Origin of the sequence: Serratia sp. Ag1 (assembly GCF_000743355.1) — a bacterium.
Taxonomy (GTDB): domain Bacteria; phylum Pseudomonadota; class Gammaproteobacteria; order Enterobacterales; family Enterobacteriaceae; genus Chania.
In genome coordinates, this window is the sequence record NZ_JQEI01000051.1 from 35040 (window position 1) to 53485 (window position 18446).

Consider the following 18446-nt stretch of genomic DNA (forward strand, 5'->3'; position numbering starts at 1 on the left):
GCCATGGCCATTCCTAAACTTAATGACTACGCACTGCCAACGCTGAACGAATTGCCAACTAACAAGGTGAATTGGGCTTTTGAACCGCAGCGCGCTGCGCTGTTGATTCACGATATGCAGCAGTATTTCCTCAACTTTTGGGGGCAAGACAGCCAACTGATCGAACAAGTGGTCAAGAATATCGCCAAGTTGCGCAGTTACTGTAAAGCGCAGGGCATTCCCGTGTTTTATACCGCACAGCCGAATCAACAAAGCGATGCCGATCGGGCTTTGTTGAATGATATGTGGGGGCCGGGTTTGAACAAGCACCCGGAACAGCAGGCGGTTACTCGCGCGTTGGCACCGGATGCTGATGATACCGTATTGGTTAAATGGCGTTACAGCGCCTTCCATCGCTCACCGTTGCAGGAGATTTTGCAGGAAAGCGGGCGCGATCAACTGATTATCTGCGGTGTCTATGCGCATATCGGCTGCATGACTACTGCCATCGATGCTTTTATGCGCGACATCAAGCCGTTTATGGTGGCCGATGGTTTGGCCGATTTCTCGCGAGATGAACACCTGATGGCGCTGCGCTATACCGCCGGGCGCTGCGGCAGGGTGGTGATGACCGCCGATCTGCTGCCGGGTATCGCCAGCATTGATGCTCTACGCCAGCAGATTATTCCATTGCTTGATGAAGACAGTGAAGATATCGGCAATGATGAAAACCTGATTGATTATGGTCTGGATTCGGTGCGAATCATGGAGTTGGCGACCCGCTGGCGCAAGATCCGTGCAGATATCGATTTTATCGCGCTGGCCAAATCCCCCACGCTTGATAGCTGGTGGGCGCTGCTGACTGAGGGGAAATCCTGATGAGTAATGGGCACGATTTTACCGGCAAGCGGGTTTGGGTGACCGGGGCCGGAGCGGGGGTTGGTTATCAAACCGCGCTGGCGTTTGTGCAGGACGGTGCCGAGGTGATTGGCTTTGATTTGCGTTTTGATGAGCAGGATTATCCGTTCCGCACCGTAGTGCTGGATATCGCCGACGACGAGGCCGTCGAGCGCGTTTGCCTGCGGCTATTGGCAGAACAGCCCGAACTGGACGTGTTGGTGAACGGGGCCGGGATCTTGCGCATGGGGTTGGCCGACGAAACCAGCAGCGCCGATTGGTTGGCCTGCATGACGGTAAATGCAGGTGGGGCGTTCAATATGTTCCGCCAGACGTTGCCGGTATTCCGCCGCCAACGGCGTGGAGCGATCGTCAGCGTGGCGTCTAACGCCGCTCATGTGCCGCGTGTGGGTATGGCGGTTTACGGCGCTTCTAAAGCGGCCCTGCGTAGCCTATGCCAAACGGTGGGGTTGGAGATGGCACCCTATGGAGTGCGCTGTAATCTGGTTTCACCAGGATCGACCAATACGCCGATGCTGCGCGGTATGTGGCAGGATGAAAGCGGTGAGCGTAAAACGATTGCTGGCTACCCTGAACAGTTTAAGTTGGGGATCCCGCTGGGGAAAATTGCCCAACCGCAGGAGATTGCCGATGCGATTCTGTTTTTGGCTTCGGATCGTGCTAGCCATATTACGCTGCAGGATATTGTGATTGATGGCGGGGCAACGCTGGCGGCTTGATGGTGCTGATTGGCTTTTTGCATTCGTTGCATTATTAATGCTTGATGATCTGTTTGAGTGCCGTGCCAATCGTGCAGGATTGACTCGGCCTTCGGCCTCGCCCTACGGGCAACGCTGCGCGTTGTCGTCTCGCTTCGCTCGGCTCGAACCTGAACGCAGGTTCTCATCCAACACGACCTCGGGGGATTATGCTATATCGGACGTTTGGGAAATTGATTGCGGAATATAAACGAAAAAAGCGCCAAAAGGCGCTTTTTTCTATATTGGTGGGTCGTGCAGGATTCGAACCTGCGACCAATTGATTAAAAGTCAACTGCTCTACCGACTGAGCTAACGACCCGCAGAAGTGGTGGGTGATGACGGGCTCGAACCGCCGACCCCCTCCGTGTAAAGGAGATGCTCTACCAACTGAGCTAATCACCCACTTCAGGACTTCCAGGTTACTGCTAAACAAGAGAATGAGTGGTGGGTGATGACGGGCTCGAACCGCCGACCCCCTCCGTGTAAAGGAGATGCTCTACCAACTGAGCTAATCACCCTCATTTTTCTCATTTCAACAAGATGGTGGGCGATGACGGACTCGAACCGCCGACCCCCTCCGTGTAAAGGAGATGCTCTACCAACTGAGCTAATCGCCCCGTCTTGTTGGAGTCGCATTATAGGGATAGTTGAAAGTGAGTCAACGGTTTTTAAAACGTTTTTATTCGTTCGTCGTAAAATTAGGCAGGATGAGATATTTATCAGCAACCGCGCTGATTCTTTACTCATTTTCATGCGAAACAGCCCGCAAACCCGGCGTAAGGCTGCCTGGTAATGTGGTGTCAGCGTTGAGGAATTGATATGGAATGGTAGAATGTCGGCCACTTTTTAAATTCCGAGCAATTGTCGGCACCCCGCCGACACGCGTTGCGTAATAAGGCTGTGAACCCAATGAAAATCAAAACCCGTTTCGCACCGAGCCCGACCGGTTATCTTCACGTCGGCGGTGCCCGTACTGCGCTTTATTCCTGGTTGTTCACCCGCCATGCCGGTGGTGAGTTTGTGTTGCGTATCGAAGATACCGATCTCGAGCGCTCAACTCAGGACGCTATCGACGCAATTATGGATGGCATGAACTGGTTAAACCTGGCTTGGGATGAAGGCCCGTATTTCCAGACCAAGCGTTTCGATCGTTACAACGCCGTGATCGACGGTATGTTGGAACAGGGCACAGCTTATAAATGCTATTGCTCCAAAGAGCGCCTGGAAGCGCTGCGTGAGCAGCAGATGGAAAACGGCGAGAAGCCGCGCTATGACGGCCACTGCCGCGACAGCCAATGCAGCCATACCGACGATGAACCACATGTGGTGCGTTTCCGTAACCCGCAAGAAGGCTCGGTTATTTTTGACGACAAAATCCGTGGCCCTATCGAATTCAGTAATCAGGAACTGGACGATCTGATCATTCGCCGTACCGACGGCGCGCCAACGTATAACTTCTGCGTGGTGGTTGATGACTGGGATATGGAGATTACCCACGTGATCCGGGGTGAAGATCATATCAACAACACGCCGCGCCAGATCAACATCCTCAAAGCGCTGGGTGCTCCGGTGCCTGAGTATGCGCACGTCTCGATGATTTTGGGTGACGACGGCAAAAAACTGTCTAAACGCCACGGCGCGGTAGGTGTGATGCAGTACCGTGATGACGGCTACCTGCCACAGGCATTGCTGAACTATCTGGTGCGCTTGGGGTGGTCGCATGGCGATCAGGAAATCTTCTCGATCGACGAGATGAAAGCGCTGTTCACGCTGGAAGCGATCAATAAGTCTGCCAGTGCGTTCAATACAGAGAAACTGCAGTGGTTGAACCACCACTATATTAACCATATGCCAGCGGAAGAAGTGGCGGTGTATCTGGCGTGGCACGTCGAACAGCAGGGCATAGAAACCCGTAACGGCCCGGAACTGAAAGATATCGTTAAACTGCTGGGTGAACGTTGTAAAACGCTGAAGGAAATGGCGGAGTCTTGTCATTATTTCTATCAGGATTTCAACGAGTTTGACGCTGATGCGGCGAAAAAACACCTGCGCCCGGTGGCGCGTCAGCCGTTGGAAGCGGTGCGTGCCAAGTTGGCTGCAATTACTGACTGGACGCCAGAAAATGTGCACGATGCCATTCAGGGCACGGCAGACGAACTGGGTGTTGGCATGGGTAAGGTCGGTATGCCGTTGCGCGTTGCGGTTACCGGTGCTGGCCAATCGCCAGGTATGGACGTTACCGTGCAGGCGATCGGCCAGGCTCGCTCCCTGAAGCGTATCGATCAGGCGTTGGTGTATATCGCCGAGCGTGAAGCCCAAGGCTGATTATTGCTGCTGTAACTTGAACATCGATGAAGCCCTGCAAGATGATCCGCAGGGCTTTTTTGTGCGCTTTATTTTTATCCGTGATGATGATTTTTTGACATTAAACGCCCTGATTTGGCGGCTTTTTCAGCGCTTGATCGAGGAATTCAATTTAGCCGTTGACAGTGTTTCAGGGGTTTCATATTATGCGCCCCGTTCACAGGGTTTTGTGATTGTGGATTGGGGCTATAGCTCAGCTGGGAGAGCGCTTGCATGGCATGCAAGAGGTCGACGGTTCGATCCCGTCTAGCTCCACCAACCTTTTTATCGATAAAAGGTTGAAAATTAACACCGTAACGCCGGTTAATGCGTACCACTTTTGTGGGGCTATAGCTCAGCTGGGAGAGCGCTTGCATGGCATGCAAGAGGTCGACGGTTCGATCCCGTCTAGCTCCACCACCATTTAGAAAGCCGATCCTGTTGGGTCGGCTTTTTGCTTTCTGGCGTTTACGTTCCTGATGAATCATTGTTATCGGTTTTTTTATAGACTATATTCAGTCTATGAAAAGTGAGCCTTGATCAAGGGAAATACCATGAAAACAGAGACCATTAGCTATTTAAAACAGAATGCAGCCAAACTCGATCTGTCTGAACCTTTGATCGTGACGCAAAATGGCCTGCCTGCTTATATTATTGAATCTTATGAAGAACGTATGCGTAGAGACGAAAGTATTGCTCTGCTCAAGCTGATGACTTTGTCAGAAAAAGATATCGAGTTAGATCGGACCTTCTCACGTGAGCAGATTCTGGATTCACTCTGATGGTTGCAAGCGCGGTGGTTTTTATCTACTCAGATACGGCGAAAATGACGATGCAAACCATTGCGTATTTTCTGCGTTCGCATCAGATCGAACCCCGGCCCGTTCTTGAAAAAATACTGGATGAATTCGAAGAGAAAACCCGTGTTTTTTCAGCAGGGAGCCCGATTTGTGCCGAACTCCTAGCACTGGGTTGTGCTAAATATCGGGAATGCAATACGGCTGATGGATATCGCGTGCTTTACAGTATTAACGATAAAGAAAAAGTGATTTATGTACATGCCGTGTTGTCTCAGCGACAGAATATTGCCAATCTGCTTTTTAATCGGATCTTGGAATGGCAACGATAATTTCTGGCGGTAGTAAAAAACAAAACGCCCGATGAGTTGCACCGGGCGTTTTGAGGTTTAGAGTGCTATCAACCTAACACCAATCCCGCAATGGAAGCAGATAGAATGCTCACCAGGGTAGAACCATACACCAGCTTAAGGCCGAAGCGTGATACCACGTTGCCCTGATGTTCGTTCAGCCCTTTGATCGCCCCGGCGACAATGCCGATGGAAGAGAAGTTGGCAAAAGACACCAGGAACACCGACAGAATACCCAAGCTGCGTGGCGACAGTTCTGCCGACATTTTTTGCAGCTCCATCATGGCCACGAATTCGTTGGAAACCAGCTTGGTTGCCATGATGCTGCCCACTTGCAACGCTTCGTGTTGCGGGATCCCCATAACCCAGGCGAATGGATAGAAGAAGTAGCCGAGGATTTCCTGGAAGCTCAAGCCGAAGATTGCGCTGAACAGGCCGTTAAGGGCGGCGATCAAAGCGATAAACCCAATCAGCATGGCCGCAACAATAATGGCCACTTTAAAGCCCGCCAGAATATATTCCCCTAACATCTCGAAGAAGCTCTGGCCTTCATGCAGGTTGCCCAGATGCAGTTCTTCCTCATTGCTGGTGTCGTAAGGGTTGACCAGAGAAAGCACGATAAAGGTGCTGAACATGTTCAACACCAATGCGGCCACGACATATTTCGCATCCAGCATGGTCATGTAAGCGCCCACGATCGACATCGAAACCGTCGACATCGCGGTGGCGGCCATGGTGTACATGCGTTTTTCAGACATCTTGCCCAGAATATCTTTATAGGCAATGAAGTTTTCAGACTGGCCGAGGATCAGCGAACTGACGGCGTTGAAAGACTCCAGTTTACCCATACCGTTTACTTTAGACAGGATGGTGCCAATAATCCGGATGATAAACGGCAGCACTTTGATGTATTGCAGAATACCGATCAGCGCGGAGATAAACACAATAGGGCACAACACTTTCAGGAAGAAGAATGCTAAACCTTTATCACCCATACCGCCAAACACAAAGTCAGTCCCTTGACCTGCAAACCCGAGCAGCTTGTCAAACAGCGCTGCGAATCCTTTTACAAAGCCTAAACCCGCTTCCGAATGCAGGAAAAAATAGGCCAGTAATACTTCAATAACCAATAGCTGAATAACGTAGCGAATGCGGATACTTTTACGATCGCGGCACACCAGCAGTGCCAGGATCGTAACCACCACCAACGCTAACGCAAAGTGCGCAATATGGGACATATTTGCTCCAAATTTGAGGCAGGCTGAATTTCGATTGTCATTTTATGTAACGGCGAGTTTAAAAACGAGATGTATATTGCAAATGTTGAAAGTCATAGTAGGGAAAACTCTGAGCGACCACCGCAAGGTACCCGCGTTCAGGATGTTAATAAAATTGCATGCTTGTAGCGATTTTGTGCTAATTTGGCTATTAAGCCTGTTCAATTCCGAATGCCCCTATTTAGATTAGAGTAAAAGAAAACGGCAAAGTCTGGTGCGATCTGTTCGATGAACCTTCGTCCTCGTTATCACAGCGATAGATATCTCCGCCTTAAATGCACTTGATAATCATTATCATTTAAGTAAGATGAAGGTAAGCGTAAAATTAGTAAGGGTTTCACGATATGCTGAACAGCCGCGTAGTTGATAGTGCTTCCAGTCGCCCATCCAGAAAGATCAAGCTTTCTCTGATGGGCCCCGCTTTTATTGCGGCCATCGGCTATATCGATCCTGGCAATTTTGCCACCAATATTCAATCCGGTGCCTCTTTCGGCTACACGTTGCTGTGGGTGGTGGTCTGGGCCAACATCATGGCGATGCTGATCCAACTGCTGTCAGCCAAATTAGGCATCGCCACCGGTAAAAACCTCGCCGAGCATATTCGCGATCGCTTCCCACGGCCGGTGGTCTGGGCGTATTGGGTGCAGGCAGAAATTATCGCTATGGCCACCGATCTGGCCGAGTTTGTTGGTGCGGCAATCGGCTTCAAATTGCTGCTAGGGGTTACGCTGCTGGAAGGCGCGATCCTCACCGGTATCGCCACTTTTCTTATACTGATGCTGCAAAAGCGTGGGCAAAAGCCACTGGAATTGGTTATCGGTGGTTTGCTGCTGTTTGTGGCGGCAGCCTATATTGTCGAACTGGTGTTTTCTCAGCCGCAACTGAGTGGGTTGCTGAACGGGATGGCAGTACCGGATTTGCCAAACAGCGATGCGGTGTTTCTGGCGGCTGGCGTACTGGGGGCCACCATTATGCCGCATGTGATTTATCTGCATTCTTCGCTGACTCAGGATCCGGGCCAGCATTCGCGTGCTGAACGTTACGCCTCCACCAAGATCGACGTAGCGATCGCCATGACCATTGCCGGGTTTGTTAATCTGGCCATGATGGCCACCGCCGCAGCGGCGTTTCATTTCAATGGTCACAGCGGCGTTGCCGATCTCGATCAGGCTTATCTGACGCTGCAACCGCTGCTGGGTAATGCCGCTGCTACGATTTTCGGCCTGAGTTTAGTGGCAGCCGGTTTGTCTTCAACGGTGGTGGGTACGCTGGCGGGGCAGGTGGTGATGCAGGGGTTTGTGCGTTTTTATATCCCGCTGTGGGTACGCCGGGTCGTCACTATGTTGCCATCATTCATTGTGATTATGCTGGGGATGGATGCTACGCGGATTCTGGTGATGAGCCAGGTATTGCTGAGTTTTGGTATTGCTCTGGCGCTGGTTCCGCTGCTGGTGTTTACCGGTAACCGCGCACTGATGGGCGATATGGTCAATAGCCGCATGATTCAGAATACGGGCAAATTGATTGTGTTGGTGGTGGTCGGTCTGAACGGCTATTTATTAATTAGCAACGTCATTTAACCTCCTGAAAACTAATCACCAGCATTATGTCTCATGCTGGTGATTTGTAAGCGATTACATCAAAATGCTGTCGATCTCTGCTAGCTCCCCAGAGGTAAAGGCGCGGTTAGCCAGCATTCCCACGGCATCTTCAAGCTGGCTGGTTTTACTGGCACCAATTAGCACAGAAGTGACGCGATCGTTACGCAGTACCCAAGCCAATGCCATTTGCGATAGCTTCTGCCCACGGCGTTCAGCCAGAGCGTTCAGGCGGCGCACTTGCTGTAACTTCTCTTCGGTAAGCTGTTCGGGCCTCAGGAATTTGCTACTGCTGGCCGCGCGTGAATCCTGCGGAATACCGTGCAGATAACGATCGGTCAGCATACCTCCTGCCAGCGGCGAAAAAGCAATCGACCCTACGCCATGTTGTTCCAACGTCTCCAGCAGTTCTGCTTCAACCCAACGTTCAAACATTGAATACTTTGGCTGATGGATCACGCACGGTGTACCGAGCTGCTGTAGCAAGGTCAATGCCCGGTGCGCCAGGTCGGCAGGGTAATTTGACAGCCCGACATACAGCGCTTTGCCCTGACGTACCAGCAAATCCAGCGTAGCCATGGTTTCTTCCAGCGGTGTGTCTGGATCAGGGCGGTGATGATAGAAAATATCCACATAATCGAGCCCCATCCGCTGCAGGCTTTGATTCAGGCTAGCGACCAGATACTTCTTTGAGCCCCAATCACCGTAAGGGCCTGGCCACATGGTGTAGCCCGCTTTGGAAGAGATAATCAACTCATCACGATAAGGTTTGAGGTCCTGCTGCAGGATGCGACCGAAATTCTCCTCAGCCGATCCCGGAGGTGGGCCATAGTTATTGGCCAGATCGAAATGGGTAATGCCCAGATCAAAGGCGCGGCAGAGTAAACCACGGGCATTGTCATACAACGTGCTGTCACCAAAGTTGTGCCATAAGCCCAGTGAGACGGCGGGGAGTTTTAGCCCGCTGCGGCCACAGCGGCGGTATTCCATCTCCTGATAGCGCGCAGAGTCAGCTTGATAGACCATACATATCCTCATCGGCAAAAGTGAAAACGAGTTTCAATGTATGCGTTTCCACTTAAAGCTTCAGCGCGCTCGATCACGCAAATGATTCCCTATCTGATTGATCCCAAGGGTTGGGAACTCAAGCACAGGTGTAAAGTCTAGTTGCCAGTGGTCTTTTGGTGCAAAAGTTCGATATTTGAGTAACATCTCTGATACTTAAAATTAACACTCCCACCTTCTGGCAGGTGATAATCATGAGCAAGAACTACACGGTGGCAGATTACCTCCTCGATCGTTTGGCACAGATTGGTATCCGGCACTTTTTCGGGGTGCCGGGGGATTACAACCTGCAATTTCTCGATCATGTTATTGATCATCCTCAGATCGCCTGGGTGGGATGCGCCAATGAATTGAATGCCGCTTATGCGGCTGATGGCTATGCCCGCTGCAAACCTGCGGCGGCATTGCTGACCACTTTTGGCGTGGGGGAACTGAGTGCGATCAACGGTATTGCTGGCAGTTACGCGGAGTATTTGCCGGTGATCCATGTGGTGGGTACTCCGGCCTTGCGCGCGCAGCGCGCCGGAGATCTGCTGCATCACTCACTGGGGGATGGGGATTTCGGCCATTTTTCCCGTATGGCGAAAGAGGTTACGGTCGCACAGACCAGTCTGACCGCCAGTAACGCCGAAGCGGAAATCGATCGTCTGTTGACCACCGCGCTGTTTGAGCGTCGCCCGGTGTACCTGCTGTTGCCGAGCGATGTGGCTGAAGCACCGCTGAGTTCGCGCCCGGCACCGTTGATGTTGCGTCAACCCAACCTTTCTGATGCTTCGCTGCAGGCATTTATCGCCGCAGCGCGTGAAAAATTGCAGGCGGCACAGCGTGTTTCCCTGTTGGCAGACTTCCTGGCTGAACGATTTGGCGCAGAAACGGTGCTGGAGCAGTGGATGAATGAGGTGAATATTCCTCATTCAACGCTGTTGTTGGGCAAAAGCGTGCTGGATGAAACTCATGCCTGCTTCACTGGCACCTACGCCGGAGCTGCCAGCGATCCTCAGGTAAAACAGCTGATTGAAGGGGCTGATGTGGTAATCAATGTCGGTGTCCGTTTTACTGATACCATCACGGCAGGTTTTAGCCACCATCTGCCCAGTGAAAAATGCATTGATATTCAACCCTTTGAAGCTCGGGTTGGGCAGCAGGTGTTTAGCCAGATCCCGATGCGTGATGCGGTCAAAGCTCTGCATCAGTTAACGCTATCGCTGGCTAGACAGTGGCAATTGCCCGCTATCAAGCGCCCGTTATTGCCGGATCCGAGCGGCAGTGGCCTGGATCAGCATGCTTTCTGGCAACAAATGCAGCATTTCCTGCAACCGGGGGATATCCTGATTGCCGATCAGGGAACCTCATGCTTTGGCGCTGCATCGCTGAACCTGCCGCGAGGCTGCCGGTTTATTGTGCAATCTTTGTGGGGATCGATCGGCTTTACGCTGCCAGCGGCGTTTGGTGTGCAAACCGCCGAGCCGGATCGCCGGGTGCTGCTGCTCATTGGTGACGGAGCAGCACAATTGACGATTCAGGAATTGGGATCGATGCTGCGCGATGGCCAAAAACCGGTGGTGTTTCTGATCAACAACAATGGCTATACCGTGGAACGGGCAATTCATGGCCCGGAGCAACGCTACAACGACATTGCTGAATGGAACTGGACGCTATTACCGCAGGCGCTGGGGCATAATGTGAAATGTCTGCACGTGGGGGAACCTGAACAATTGCGCCAAGCGTTGGGCGAAGTGCATGGCAGCGAACAACTGATGTTTATCGAAGTGATGCTGCCGAAGATGGATATTCCTGAATTGCTGGATACCATCTCCCGCGCCATTCAGTCACGCAACGCAGCGGCCTGATCTTCGGCATTTTCCAACAGGCGATCCAACAGCCAAAACCCCGCTGGCCCCGGCGGGGTCAGTTTTGACCATACCGCATCCACCGAAATCAGCGTGGGCCAACCGCGAATTTTCAGCTCTGTCAGGCGCTGTTGCCCGTACTGCTTCACCAGCCAGTGCGGCAACACTGTCCAACCGAACCCCTGCTCCGCCATTTCCAAGAGCATCAGATAACTGGGTGCCGACCACACGGGCCCCTGTGGTTTCGCGGTTTCGCTACCGGTATAGGTATTAAGATAGAGCTGACGACTGCTGGCAAGATGCGCCTGCGTCAGTGCCGGGATGCGCGTCAGCGGGTGTTGATTGGCGACAAATACCCCCATTTCGGTTTGCTCCGGCAGCCTGGCAACGGCGATATCGGGGGGATAGCTCGGTTGCACCGCCAGCATCCCCAGATGTGCCCGACCAATCTGCAACAGATCCAGCACATCGCCGTCTTCGGCGATCATGCACTCCAGTTCAATATCCTGATAGCGCTGTTCGAAGTGTTTCAGCAAGTTATCGTGATGATTAGGCTGATAGGTATCAGAAAAGACGATAGTTAAACGCGGTTCAACCCGATCGCCCAGCCGGATACTCAGTGACTCAAGACGTTCGCTGGCAGCGAGGATCTCCTGTACGTGGCCGAGCACTTTGCGGCCCGCAGGCGTAAGCACCGGTTGGCGTGCCTCGCGGTTGAACAGCGTCAGCCCGAGATCGGCTTCCAGATTGGCGATAGCAGTACTGATGGTGGACTGGCTTTTGCGCAGCTTGCGCGCGGCGGCAGAAAACGAGCCTAGTGCGGCTGCTTCAACAAACGCCTGTAAGGCTTCGGGAGAATAACGCATGATATATCGACTTTATCGATGGAACCTATTTTTAATCTACGCAAGAAAGCGATGATAATCACCCGACTTTTTCAAAAACAGTCAAAAAACAGGTGATTTATGCCATTGCAAAACAAGTCGTTGATTGAACGTATCGTCCATGCCGTGAGTTTCGAGGCGATTGCTATCGCGATCTGTGCGCCGATAGGGGCGTGGTTGCTTGATCGCTCGCTATTACAGATGGGCAGTTTGACGATTATGCTGTCAACCGTCGCCATGCTGTGGAACATGGCTTATAACATAGTGTTTGATCGGCTATGGCCGACGGGCCGCGTGAAACGCAACCTGAAAGTACGTGTTTTTCACGCTTTGGGTTTTGAAGGCGGGTTCATCGTGATTGGCTTGCCGCTGGTTGCCCTGGTGATGAATATGTCGTTGGCGCAGGCCTTTATGCTGGAGATCGGTTTCTTCCTGTTCTTCCTGCCGTATACCCTGTGTTACAACTGGGTATACGATACCTTGCGGCAACGCTGGTTTGAACCACGTTCGGCGGACTGCGTACGGGCAAAATAACCGCCTTGTCAATCTCTTGATTCTAAAAGGATAACATGATGAAAGTGCTGGGCTTATTGGGCGGGATGAGTTGGGAATCCACCATCCCCTATTACCGTATGATTAACGAACAGGTAAAAGCGCGGCTCGGTGGCCTGCACTCAGCCAAAATTGTGCTCTATAGCGTGGATTTTCAAGAGATTGAACGTTTACAGCATCAGGGGGATTGGGAAGGCGCAGGCCGCCTGCTGGCAAATGCCGCCGCGTCGCTGCGTGCCGCCGGTGCTGAGGCGATCGTGATTTGTACCAACACTATGCATAAAGTGGCGGATGCGGTGGAACAGGCCAGCGGTTTACCGCTGATCCACATTGCCGATGCTACGGCCTTGCAGGTACGCCAGCAAAATATCCACCGCATCGGGTTGTTGGGCACGCGTTTTACCATGGAGCAGGATTTCTACCGTGGGCGCTTGCAGGACAAGTTTGACATCGATGTGGTCATCCCCACAGAGGCCGATCGCCAGATCGTGCATCGCATCATCTATGAAGAGCTGTGTCTGGGGAAGATCGCCGATGCTTCCCGCAATGAATATCGCCGGATTATCCATAATCTGGAGCAACAGGGCGCGCAGGGCATTATTTTTGGCTGCACTGAAATCGGTCTGTTGGTTGGCGCACAGGATGCGGCAGTACCGGTGTTTGATACGACCGCTATTCACGCCCGCGCGGCAGCGGAATACGCGCTGGCCTAGTCGGATATTTTTCGTGATCCAGATCGCTATTGAGCAGAGGGTTACAGAATGGCGATTGTTGTTTCAACGGCGTGATTTTACAGTGTGCTCAGTTTCTTATTATTTATTCTGGAGAAAACACTGATGACCTATGCCCTGGTAGGTGATGTTGGCGGCACTAACGCTCGCTTGGCGTTATGCACTGTTGAAACGGGTGAAATCACTCAGGCGAAAACCTATTCAGGTTTGGAATTTGCCAGCCTGGAGGCGGTGATTCGCCAATACCTGGCCGAGCATAAGCTGGAGGTGCAGGACGCCTGTATCGCCATTGCCTGCCCGGTGACGGAAGATTGGGTTGCGATGACCAATCATACCTGGGCTTTTTCTATCAAAGAGATGAAAGCTAATCTGGGGTTCAGCCATCTGGAGGTCATTAACGATTTTACCGCCGTTTCCATGGCTATCCCGATGCTGTCTGACGCCGATGTGCTGCAGTTCGGCGGTGGCATGGCGCACAAAGATAAGCCGATCGCGGTTTATGGTGCAGGCACTGGCCTGGGCGTGGCGCATCTGGTGCAGGTCAATCGCCGCTGGATAAGCCTGCCGGGCGAGGGCGGGCACGTGGATTTCGCGCCAAACAGCGAAGAAGAAGACATCATTCTGCAAGTGCTGCGCGCCGAAGTGGGGCACGTTTCCGCTGAACGTGTGCTGTCTGGCCCCGGATTAGTGAATCTGTATCGTGCGATTGTACAAGCGGATAACCGCTTGCCAGAGAAATTGGCCCCCAAAGATATTACCGAACGGGCGTTGGCAGACAGTTGCACCGACTGCCGCCGCGCACTCTCGCTGTTTTGCGTGATTATGGGGCGTTTTGGCGGCAATCTGGCGTTGAGCCTGGGCACTTTCGGCGGCGTATATATTGCTGGCGGGATTGTGCCGCGTTTTATGGCGTTCTTTAAGGCTTCCGGGTTCCGGGCCGCCTTCGAAGACAAAGGGCGCTTCAAAGACTATGTGCAGCAAATCCCAGTGTTTATGATCACCCATGCTCAGCCGGGGTTGCTGGGGGCCGGAGCCCACTTGCGCCAGACGTTGGGGATGCAGTTGTAAACCTATATTTAAATGTGCAGGAATTGTGAAAGTGCATGTGGGTTGCATAATTTGAGCCTTATCCTATAGAGCGGAATTCAGTATGGCTTTACTATTTCCAGAGAAAAGTCTGACTCTGCTCTGTAGGGGTTATCCAATGAAGAAAATACTGTTGTTGCTGGCAGCGTTATTGCCACTGTCATTACCGGCGGTGAGCTACGCAGATCTCTCTATCGGCGTAAACGTTCCCGGCCTGTCCTTGCAGATCGGCGATCGTGACGCTCGTGGGTATTACTGGGATGGTTATCGCTGGCGTGAACCCCATGGGCGGCATAAACATTACCGCCCACGGGATTATTACTATGGCCCACCGCCTCGGGTGATTTATTACGGGGCACCACCGCGTGAATGGCGTGATGATCGCCCGCGTCATTACCGCATGCCACCGCCTGATTACTATCGCCCGGGCCCACCAGGGCCACGCTGGTAATACTGGCGTAACGACTATTTAATACCGAGCTGTGTTTTACCTAGCGGTGTCAACAGCTCGACGGTTGCGCGGCCAGTGAAATCCACTTCAAAGTCATCTGGTGCGAAGTCTGGCGGTGTTTTACCCGAGAGGAAGCTCGGTAATTGGCGCTGCAAATAGGCATCATTTTTATCGCAACCCGGCGCGGCAGCAATGTACATCACGTTGCTGTCGTATGCGCCGTTGTGTTCATTTTCTACCGCATGAACCACGTCGCAGTGCCAGAATACCGTATCCCCAGGTTCCAGATCGGGAATAGGGGAAATCCCTTGCAGTAAAAGAGGATGCCATTGCTCTGAGATCGACAGTGCCCGGCCAGGAGCTGCGCCACACAAGTCATCGTCTGCCACATCGTCCTGCAGAGCGCGCAGTAGCACATAGGCCATGGCGTTGGCGATCGGCACCAGGTTCAGCGTGCCAGCGTTGGTACGTTGTGGCGTCAGTGCGGTCCACCCTTGGAAAGTACGGAACATTGAACAGACGGCCGGTGAGGCTATCTCGCGTACTTCGGTGCGGCCATCAGCAGCAAAAGGATCATAGCGTTGCCAGTCGCCGGAAAATACGTGGCGGTAAACGTAACGGAAGTTCTCGTCCAGCCAGCGTTCGATGGTGCCACTGTCCACATGCGGCGACAGCCCCAACGAAGATGAGTTCGGTGGGCGGCGGCGGGTGCGATCGGCATAAGTGGTTACCCGCGTCGGGTCAAAATGCTGTTTGCCGTTGCTCTCGGTTTCCCACAGTCTGTTGAGGAAGACCTGCACCGCGTGCATCTGCTGGGCCTGCCTGGCTTCCACTTGCGGTTTTGACCAGTAAATACCGTAGATCTGTGGTTTGCTGGCGGTCAGTTTACCGAAATAGTTATCCTCCGCAGCATTCTTCAGGCGTTCAACGAAGTTATTGCGATCAAGATAGTCGCCGATCTCCTGATTCCAGGCTTCGGCTGTGCTGCGTGGGAACACGCCACGGATGGCACATGCGCCGCGCTGTTTGATTCGTGCTTTCTGCTGCTCGCTGACCCGCTGCTGCAAAATATCCTCTAGGTTAATCTGTGGTACAGGATTCTCTCCTGCAGCCAGTTCCTGGCGGATGCATTCAACCTGTTGGCGGATATTGTCTTCTAAAGCCAGAAACACTTCACGATAGTTCGGCAGTGCCTGGCGCAACTGCTGTTTGACGGTTTTAATGGCGGCAGGAATATCGTCAATCACTAATGAGGCCATAAATGTTCTCCTGGTGCCACCGTGGGCGGCGCTAGATCGTTTAGGGGACAGAGGGGCGTTGCTATTCTGTTGTAATGACGTTAATGATTATCTGGGTTTAATAGGGGAAAATAAAGGGATATCTTTCACTCGTAACATCCTGTTTTTCGTTTTTCGGAGGTTAACGTTAATGAAATTGGAAACGCCTCGCTTGCTCCTGCAATCGCTGACGGCGAATGATTGGCCATTGTTCCTGCGTCTGTATCAGGAGCCTCGGGTGATCCGTTATATCGCCGATCCGATGACTGAAAGTGAGATTCGGGCACGTTTTGAGGTGCGCTTACCCGCATGGGACAAGCACAGCGAGCGCTGGTTGTGTTTGGTGATCAAAGAGAAAGCGAGTGGCAAAGCGCTGGGGATCACCGGTTTTCGCCCTGAATGGTTGCCTTTTCAGCAGGCTGAAGTCGGGTTCGGCAGCTTACCGGAAGGGCAAGGCAAAGGTTATGGTCAGGAATCGCTGCTGGCAGTGCTGGATTTTGCCTTCAATGCCTGCGGGTTTCACAAAATGAATGCCACGGTGACCGAAGGGAACATCGCCTCGCGCCGTCTGCTGGAAAGCTGTGGTTTCAGGCTGGAGGGCACGCTGCGGGATAACTATCGCCTGGCAGGGCAGTGGTGTAATGACTGGCAACTGGGGCTGTTGGCGGCGGAGTTCGCTACGCAGCGTCGGTAAAAAAATTGTTATCAGGGGGCTCGACAGCCTGATGGCGCTGCGTTATGTTCGGTATCCGGCCACAAAGTGGTCAGCGTCGCTCGGACGGTCCGGGCGCTAACGTCTCTTCGAGGAATCTATGGCTGATAACAGTCCGCGCCGTTTTACGCGCATCGAACGTCTTCCCCCTTACGTTTTTAATATCACTTCTGAGCTGAAGATGGCTGCGCGCCGTCGCGGTGAGGATATTATCGATTTCAGCATGGGCAACCCCGATGGCCCGACGCCGCCACACATTGTTGAAAAACTCTGTACCGTGGCCCAGCGCGACGATACACATGGTTACTCCACTTCTCGCGGTATTCCGCGCTTGCGTCGTGCGATTTCCAACTGGTATCAGGAGCGCTATCAGGTAGATATTGATCCGGAGAGCGAAGCGATTGTCACTATCGGTTCGAAAGAAGGTTTGGCGCACCTGATGCTGGCGACGCTCGATCATGGCGATACCGTGCTGGTGCCTAATCCAAGTTATCCGATTCATATTTACGGTGCGGTGATTGCCGGTGCGCAGGTGCGTTCAGTGCCGCTGGTGGATGGCGGTGATTTCTTTGGTGAACTGGAGCGCGCGATCCGCGAAACCATTCCTCGGCCAAAGATGATGATCCTCGGCTTCCCGTCCAATCCGACAGCGCAGTGCGTGGAGCTGGATTTCTTCGAGCGGGTGGTGGCGCTGGCAAAACAGTACGATGTACTGGTGATCCACGATCTGGCCTATGCCGACATTGTGTATGACGGCTGGAAAGCGCCGTCGATCATGCAGGTGCCAGGGGCGAAAGATATCGCGGTCGAGTTCTTTACCCTATCGAAAAGCTACAACATGGCGGGTTGGCGCATCGGTTTTATGGTGGGTAATCCTGAATTGGTCAGCGCGTTGGCACGTATCAAAAGTTACCATGATTACGGCACGTTTACCCCGTTGCAGGTGGCGGCCATTGCGGCGTTGGAAGGCGATCAGCAGTGCGTTCGCGATATTGCCGAGCAGTATCGCCAGCGCCGTAACGTGTTGGTGAAAGGGTTACATGAAGCGGGCTGGATGGTAGAGAACCCTAAGGCATCGATGTACGTCTGGGCAAAAATCCCAGAGGTTTATGCGCATTTAGGTTCGCTGGAGTTCGCCAAGCGCCTGCTGGCTGAAGCCAAAGTATGTGTATCGCCGGGAATTGGTTTTGGCGACTATGGTGATACGCATGTGCGTTTTGCACTGATTGAGAATCAGGATCGTATTCGCCAGGCGGTGCGTGGCATCAAAGCGATGTTCCGTGCCGATGGTCTGTTGGCGCAACCAAAAGGCAGCAGCGCTGTAACCAAATAATGATGGCTAAATCGGAGGAAATTTCCGGTTTGAGTTTGATCACAAAGTGGTTTTTTAAACCGAGATACCCGGGCCTAGCGCACCGAGGGGCGCTCCGGCGGCTTACGCCGCTACGACCCCTTCGGCACGCTCTCCCTAATATCTAACTTTATCAGCCGTCTGAAGCGCCTGCGGGCGCTTTTTACGGCAGTTAACGCCAGGGTTCAGCGTCCGCGTTTTGCCACCAGCGTAAACTTGTAGTCTTCGCTTTTAAAGAAATTACGGCTGAACTCAAATACCGTGCCATCGCTCAAAAAGCCGGTAGAGACTTTCTCCAAAATCGGTTTTTGCGGGTCAATCCCTAATGCGTTCACCGCATCTTCAGAGGGCATCACCGGAATGATCTCCTGCTCGCTACGGTCGATCACCAGCTTTTTTACCTGCTCAATATAGTGGTATTTGGATTTCTGCATCACTTCGTAGCTGAGATCGGGGAACAGTGCCAGCGGCATCCAGGTTTCTTC

General features: G+C 52.7%; 18 protein-coding genes, 6 tRNA genes and 1 other RNA gene. 15 read left to right on the top strand and 10 right to left on the bottom strand.

Annotation, left to right across the window (positions count from 1 at the left end; genetic code table 11):
• The first annotated feature begins 3 nt into the window (after window positions 1–3).
• The gene (locus IV04_RS22455) at window positions 4–858 is read left to right on the top strand and encodes an isochorismatase (RefSeq protein WP_037403171.1); all 855 of its coding nucleotides are present in this window, start codon (window positions 4–6) and stop codon (window positions 856–858) included.
• On the top strand, window positions 858–1616 hold the full coding sequence (gene dhbA / locus IV04_RS22460; RefSeq protein WP_037403173.1) for a 2,3-dihydro-2,3-dihydroxybenzoate dehydrogenase: 759 nt from the start codon (window positions 858–860) through the stop codon (window positions 1614–1616). The genes IV04_RS22455 and dhbA overlap by 1 nt, the downstream gene beginning before the upstream one ends.
• Window positions 1617–1678: 62 nt before the next feature.
• Here dhbA and IV04_RS25580 read toward each other — a convergent pair.
• The 5 genes from IV04_RS25580 to IV04_RS22480 all read right to left on the bottom strand — a co-directional run bounded on the left by IV04_RS25580 (window position 1679) and on the right by IV04_RS22480 (window position 2254).
• Window positions 1679–1804, bottom strand: a non-coding RNA gene (locus tag IV04_RS25580) — RtT sRNA.
• A 76-nt stretch (window positions 1805–1880) separates the two neighbouring features.
• A tRNA-Lys gene (locus IV04_RS22465) sits at window positions 1881–1956 on the bottom strand.
• 7 nt (window positions 1957–1963) lie between these two features.
• Window positions 1964–2039: transfer RNA gene (locus IV04_RS22470), tRNA-Val, on the bottom strand.
• A 40-nt stretch (window positions 2040–2079) separates the two neighbouring features.
• A tRNA-Val gene (locus IV04_RS22475) sits at window positions 2080–2155 on the bottom strand.
• Between the two features lie 23 nt (window positions 2156–2178).
• Window positions 2179–2254, bottom strand: a tRNA-Val gene (locus IV04_RS22480).
• A gap of 292 nt (window positions 2255–2546) precedes the next feature.
• Between IV04_RS22480 and gltX the strand changes: the two genes are divergently transcribed.
• The 5 genes from gltX to IV04_RS22505 all read left to right on the top strand — a co-directional run bounded on the left by gltX (window position 2547) and on the right by IV04_RS22505 (window position 5109).
• Window positions 2547–3962, top strand: a complete 1416-nt coding sequence (gltX, locus tag IV04_RS22485) for a glutamate--tRNA ligase (protein ID WP_037403174.1) — start codon at window positions 2547–2549, stop codon at window positions 3960–3962.
• A gap of 221 nt (window positions 3963–4183) precedes the next feature.
• Window positions 4184–4259, top strand: a tRNA-Ala gene (locus IV04_RS22490).
• 65 nt (window positions 4260–4324) lie between these two features.
• Window positions 4325–4400: transfer RNA gene (locus tag IV04_RS22495), tRNA-Ala, on the top strand.
• 134 nt (window positions 4401–4534) lie between these two features.
• Window positions 4535–4762, top strand: coding sequence for a type II toxin-antitoxin system Phd/YefM family antitoxin (locus IV04_RS22500; protein ID WP_037403175.1), 228 nt, complete (start codon window positions 4535–4537; stop codon window positions 4760–4762).
• Window positions 4762–5109 carry a type II toxin-antitoxin system RelE/ParE family toxin gene (locus IV04_RS22505; protein WP_037403176.1) on the top strand — a complete coding sequence of 116 codons (348 nt, stop codon included), beginning with the start codon at window positions 4762–4764 and terminating at the stop codon, window positions 5107–5109. The genes IV04_RS22500 and IV04_RS22505 overlap by 1 nt, the downstream gene beginning before the upstream one ends.
• Before the next feature lie 68 nt (window positions 5110–5177).
• Here the strand turns inward: IV04_RS22505 and IV04_RS22510 are convergent, their stop codons facing one another.
• Window positions 5178–6365 carry a NupC/NupG family nucleoside CNT transporter gene (locus IV04_RS22510; RefSeq protein WP_037403178.1) on the bottom strand — a complete coding sequence of 396 codons (1188 nt, stop codon included), beginning with the start codon at window positions 6363–6365 and terminating at the stop codon, window positions 5178–5180.
• Window positions 6366–6748: 383 nt separating this feature from the next.
• Between IV04_RS22510 and IV04_RS22515 the strand changes: the two genes are divergently transcribed.
• On the top strand, window positions 6749–7984 hold the full coding sequence (locus IV04_RS22515; RefSeq protein WP_037403179.1) for an Nramp family divalent metal transporter: 1236 nt from the start codon (window positions 6749–6751) through the stop codon (window positions 7982–7984).
• Between the two features lie 54 nt (window positions 7985–8038).
• On the opposite strand, the gene mgrA is transcribed toward IV04_RS22515, so the two are convergent.
• Window positions 8039–9028, bottom strand: coding sequence for an L-glyceraldehyde 3-phosphate reductase (mgrA, locus tag IV04_RS22520; RefSeq protein WP_037403180.1), 990 nt, complete (start codon window positions 9026–9028; stop codon window positions 8039–8041).
• Between the two features lie 233 nt (window positions 9029–9261).
• Here mgrA and IV04_RS22525 point away from each other — a divergent pair, with 233 nt between their 5' ends.
• Window positions 9262–10917, top strand: coding sequence for an alpha-keto acid decarboxylase family protein (locus IV04_RS22525; protein WP_037403182.1), 1656 nt, complete (start codon window positions 9262–9264; stop codon window positions 10915–10917).
• On the opposite strand, the gene IV04_RS22530 is transcribed toward IV04_RS22525, so the two are convergent.
• Window positions 10893–11783 (bottom strand): LysR family transcriptional regulator, encoded by an 891-nt coding sequence (locus IV04_RS22530; protein ID WP_037403183.1) that lies wholly within the window; start codon window positions 11781–11783, stop codon window positions 10893–10895. The two genes, IV04_RS22525 and IV04_RS22530, sit on opposite strands and share 25 nt — an antisense overlap.
• A gap of 99 nt (window positions 11784–11882) precedes the next feature.
• Between IV04_RS22530 and IV04_RS22535 the strand changes: the two genes are divergently transcribed.
• The 4 genes from IV04_RS22535 to IV04_RS22550 all read left to right on the top strand — a co-directional run bounded on the left by IV04_RS22535 (window position 11883) and on the right by IV04_RS22550 (window position 14621).
• Window positions 11883–12335 carry a multidrug/biocide efflux PACE transporter gene (locus IV04_RS22535; protein WP_037403184.1) on the top strand — a complete coding sequence of 151 codons (453 nt, stop codon included), beginning with the start codon at window positions 11883–11885 and terminating at the stop codon, window positions 12333–12335.
• A gap of 38 nt (window positions 12336–12373) precedes the next feature.
• Entirely contained in the window at window positions 12374–13066 is a 693-nt protein-coding gene (locus IV04_RS22540; RefSeq protein WP_037403186.1) for an aspartate/glutamate racemase family protein, read from the top strand.
• 120 nt (window positions 13067–13186) lie between these two features.
• Window positions 13187–14152, top strand: coding sequence for a glucokinase (gene glk, locus IV04_RS22545; RefSeq protein WP_152562942.1), 966 nt, complete (start codon window positions 13187–13189; stop codon window positions 14150–14152).
• 136 nt (window positions 14153–14288) lie between these two features.
• Window positions 14289–14621: a DUF2502 domain-containing protein gene (locus IV04_RS22550; protein WP_037403188.1), complete on the top strand. Its 333-nt coding sequence runs from the start codon at window positions 14289–14291 to the stop codon at window positions 14619–14621.
• Window positions 14622–14635: 14 nt separating this feature from the next.
• Here the strand turns inward: IV04_RS22550 and IV04_RS22555 are convergent, their stop codons facing one another.
• Entirely contained in the window at window positions 14636–15880 is a 1245-nt protein-coding gene (locus tag IV04_RS22555) for a DUF1479 domain-containing protein (protein WP_037403190.1), read from the bottom strand.
• 169 nt (window positions 15881–16049) lie between these two features.
• Here IV04_RS22555 and IV04_RS22560 point away from each other — a divergent pair, with 169 nt between their 5' ends.
• Together IV04_RS22560 and alaC are read left to right on the top strand one after the other, a co-directional pair.
• The gene (locus IV04_RS22560; RefSeq protein ID WP_037403191.1) at window positions 16050–16592 is read left to right on the top strand and encodes a GNAT family N-acetyltransferase; all 543 of its coding nucleotides are present in this window, start codon (window positions 16050–16052) and stop codon (window positions 16590–16592) included.
• A gap of 118 nt (window positions 16593–16710) precedes the next feature.
• On the top strand, window positions 16711–17943 hold the full coding sequence (alaC, locus tag IV04_RS22565) for an alanine transaminase (RefSeq protein WP_037403192.1): 1233 nt from the start codon (window positions 16711–16713) through the stop codon (window positions 17941–17943).
• Window positions 17944–18146: 203 nt separating this feature from the next.
• Here the strand turns inward: alaC and IV04_RS22570 are convergent.
• The coding region (locus tag IV04_RS22570; RefSeq protein ID WP_037441496.1) for a UTRA domain-containing protein at window positions 18147–18446 on the bottom strand (300 nt) is incomplete at its 5' end.